This is a genomic window from Brachybacterium sp. p3-SID1565, from assembly GCF_025143785.1.
GTDB classification, from domain to species: Bacteria; Actinomycetota; Actinomycetes; order Actinomycetales; family Dermabacteraceae; genus Brachybacterium; species Brachybacterium epidermidis.
Window position 1 is genome coordinate 1 of the sequence record NZ_JAMBDS010000091.1, and the last position, 3,260, is coordinate 3,260.

A 3,260-nucleotide genomic window follows, 5' to 3' on the forward strand; every position below is an offset into this window, starting at 1 on the left:
CCCTCCTCTCATGCCCGGGGAGAATCTCCCCATGACCCCGGACCCCGCAGACTCCTCCACTCTCACCTCGCCTGGTGCATCGGCGGTCGATGAGCGGCACCTCTCGGCGGATCTCTCCATGGACGCCGTCACCCTGCGGGTGGGCGACCTGGAGACCATGAGCTCCTACTACGAGAACGCGCTGGCCCTCAGCCCGCTCGAGGAGACCGCTCGGGTAGCGGGCGAGGTGCACCGGGTGCTGGGCCGTGGCGGCGTCCCCTTCGTGCGGCTGGTCTCCACCCCCGGACTGCCTGCCGTGGACCCCCGCCAGGCGGGACTGTTCCACACCGCGTTCCTGTTCGAGGACCAGGCGTCCCTGGCCGGCACCGTGCTGCGCGCCGCGCAGGACTCCCGCTCTCGCTTCGCCGGCACCGGCGACCACCTGGTCTGTCGCGGCGCGGGCCCCCGTGCCGCCTCCCTGGGTCTGGCCGACGTGGGCCTCACCCTCCCGGCCCGCGAGGACCTCGACGCTCTCGCGGCTCGGCTACGCGCCGCCGGCCTCGAGTTCGCCGACGACGGCCGCTCGATCTCTGTCACCGATCCCTGGGGCACCCCCGTGACCGCGAGCCTTCCTGGCACCGGGGTGGAGGAGCTGCTGGGCCGCTGACCGGAAGTGGTCTCGCCGCTCCGGGGCGCAGCCGCGGTGCAGCTCACCGGTCATCTGCTGGATCGGCGCCTCCATCGTCCGAATGTCCGCCTCCGGCCTGCTCGCGGTCCTCCACCACCATGGCCCGGCGGCGCTGCACCACGGCGCCTGCCAGTCCCAGCGACACCCCGATCGCCAGCCATACGCCTAGCCAGGTCAGGTCGTCCGCGGGGTCGATCCAGCTGCCGCTGATCGCCCCGCGGAAGGCGTCCACGGCATGGGTCATCGGCAGGTACGGGTGGATGGCGCGGAAGAAGCCCGGCAGCGTGGGGGTGGGGTAGGTGCCGCCGGCTGCGGAGATCTGGAGGGCCACGAGCACGAGGGCCACGAACTTCCCGACCGGCCCGAACAGGGCCCCGAAGCCGTGGTTCAGCGCTACGAACACCGCACTGGTCAGTGCCGCCATGCCCAGCATCAGCGGCAGGTCCGTGACGGTGATGCCCACCGGCCCGTGCAGCACCGCCACCGCGATCGCGGACTGCACCAGGCCCAGGGCGAGGGCCGGGAGCAGACCGCCTGCCAGCAGCCGCACCGGGCCAGCTCCAGCGGCGGCTGCCTCCATGGAGAACGGCGGCATCATCAGGAAGATCGCCATGGCACCGACCCACAGGCTGATCGCGAGGAACAGCGGGGCGAGGCCCTCACCGAAGCGGGTCAGCTCATGGTCGCGGACGAAGTCCATCTGCACCGGGTCAGAAGCGGTGGCGGCGATCGCGGAGCTCTGCTCGTCGGTGTACGAAGGCACTTCGTCCTTGGCGTCCTCGAGACCGTCCCGCAGTTCAGCGGAACCGTCGGCCAGCTCCCCGGCGCCTTCGTTGAGGGTCTCTGCTCCCTGGGACAGCTCCCGAGCCCCGTCGTCCACGGCGCCGGCGCCGTCGGCGAGCTCGGCGGCGCCGGAAGCGAGTCGACCGGAGCCGTCGGCCAGCTGCTGGGCGCCGTCCTGAGCGGTGCGGACCCCGTCGGCCAGGCGGTCCGCACCCGAATAGAGTTCGCGCGCACCCGAGGCCAGATCGTCGGCGCCGGAGCGGGCGGTGCTCACCCCGTCGGTGTACCGGCCGACGCCGCCGGCCAGCTCGTTGGCGCCGTCGGCGAGCTCGGCGGCGCCGGAGTCGAGTCGACCGGAGCCGTCGGCCAGTTGCTGGGCGCCGTCCTGAGCGGTGCGGACCCCGTCGGCCAGGCGGTCCGCACCCGAATAGAGTTCGCGTGCACCCGAGGCCAGATCGTCGGCGCCGGAGCGGGCGGTGCTCACCCCGTCGGTGTACCGGCCGACGCCGTCGGCCAGCTCGTTGGCGCCGTCGCGAGCGGTGCCGGAGGCGGTGGCCAGACGATCCGCACCGGTGGCGACCTGCTGGGCGCCGGCGTCGAGGCGGTGGATGTCCTGTGCGCCGCGCTGGAGGGTGTCCAAGGTGCCCGGCATCGCCTCGGCTGCCGCGCGGGCCTGCCCCGTGAGTTCCGCGGCCAGGTCGCGCGCTGTGGGGCTGCTCTGCCCGTCGCCGGGCGAGGGGGGCTCGAGCGCGGATGCCAGTGCGGAGTCCAGGGAAGAGGCGTCGTCGGCGAGGGTCCCGGTGGAGTCGGAGATGCGGGAGGTGGCGTCGGCGATGGCGGACGTGGTGTCTGCCAGCCCGTCCAGGTACGCGGCGGTGCGGTCCGCTGTCCCCGTCATGTCCGCGGCGGTCTCAGTGATCGAGGTGGACTGCTGGGAGGCAGTGGCCGTGGCGTCATCGGCGGCGGTGGCGCCGGCAGAGGCGGCCTCGGCGTAACCCCGCACCTGCTGTGAGTCGCCCGCGATGAGCTCCAGCTTCGCGCACAGTTTCGGGACCGACGAAGGAGCGGACGGCTCCGCTGCGGGGACGCTCTCCGGGTCGGCGTCCGCAGGATCGGTGGGCCCTGCATCGGCGGGGGGAGCGGCAGATGCTTCCGGGTCGCTGCAGTACTCGGCGGCCAGTTCGTCCACCGCCTCGGTGTACGACCGGGTTTCCGATGACGACTCGGCAGCGCTGTTGGCGGCGGTCTTGGTGGCGGTCTTGGCGTCCTGAACGGCGGTATCCAGGGCAGAGGCGTCGTCCCCGATGCTCGCGGCACCCTCCTTGAGAGTGGTCGCATCAGCGGACCTGTCCGCCGTCTCCGAGGCCAGGGCCTGCGCGTCCGTGTCAACTGCCTTGGCATCCTCGTCCAGAGCGGTCGCCGCGGACGAGAGAGTGCCCGCATCGCCCCCCACAGACTGGTCCAGATCATCGAACCGGGCGTCCACGGCGTCCTGGAGGGCATTGATCGCGACGATCAGGTCGTCACTGACGGCCTGCACGCTCTCGGTGGTGACTCCGAGCTCCTCGGCCCTGTCCTGTGCCGCGCGGACGGTCTCGTCCAGCTGCCGGGTGCCGTCCGCGACCTGATCAGCGCCGTCGGCGAGGGAAGAGGCACCCTCGGCGAGCTGGTCCGTGCCATCGGCGAGCTGCTGGGCCCCGGAGCGCAGCGGCTGGCCCGCGCGGTCCAGGGTCGCCAGGCCACCGCTGAGCTGGTCCGCGCCCGCGCTGAGTGAGGCGGTGCCGTCACGGAGGGTGACCGCACCGTCGCT

The 3,260-nt window shown here is 72.8% G+C and carries 2 protein-coding genes; one reads left to right on the forward strand and one right to left on the reverse strand.

The window, feature by feature from the left end; genetic code table 11:
- The first annotated feature begins 31 nt into the window (after positions 1-31).
- Positions 32-646 (forward strand): VOC family protein, encoded by a 615-nt coding sequence (locus M4D54_RS13700; protein ID WP_259892098.1) that lies wholly within the window; start codon positions 32-34, stop codon positions 644-646.
- A 43-nt stretch (positions 647-689) separates the two neighbouring features.
- Here the strand turns inward: M4D54_RS13700 and M4D54_RS13705 are convergent.
- Positions 690-3,260, reverse strand: a 2,571-nt coding sequence (locus tag M4D54_RS13705) for a YhgE/Pip family protein (protein WP_259892099.1), incomplete at its 5' end; no start/stop codon positions are given.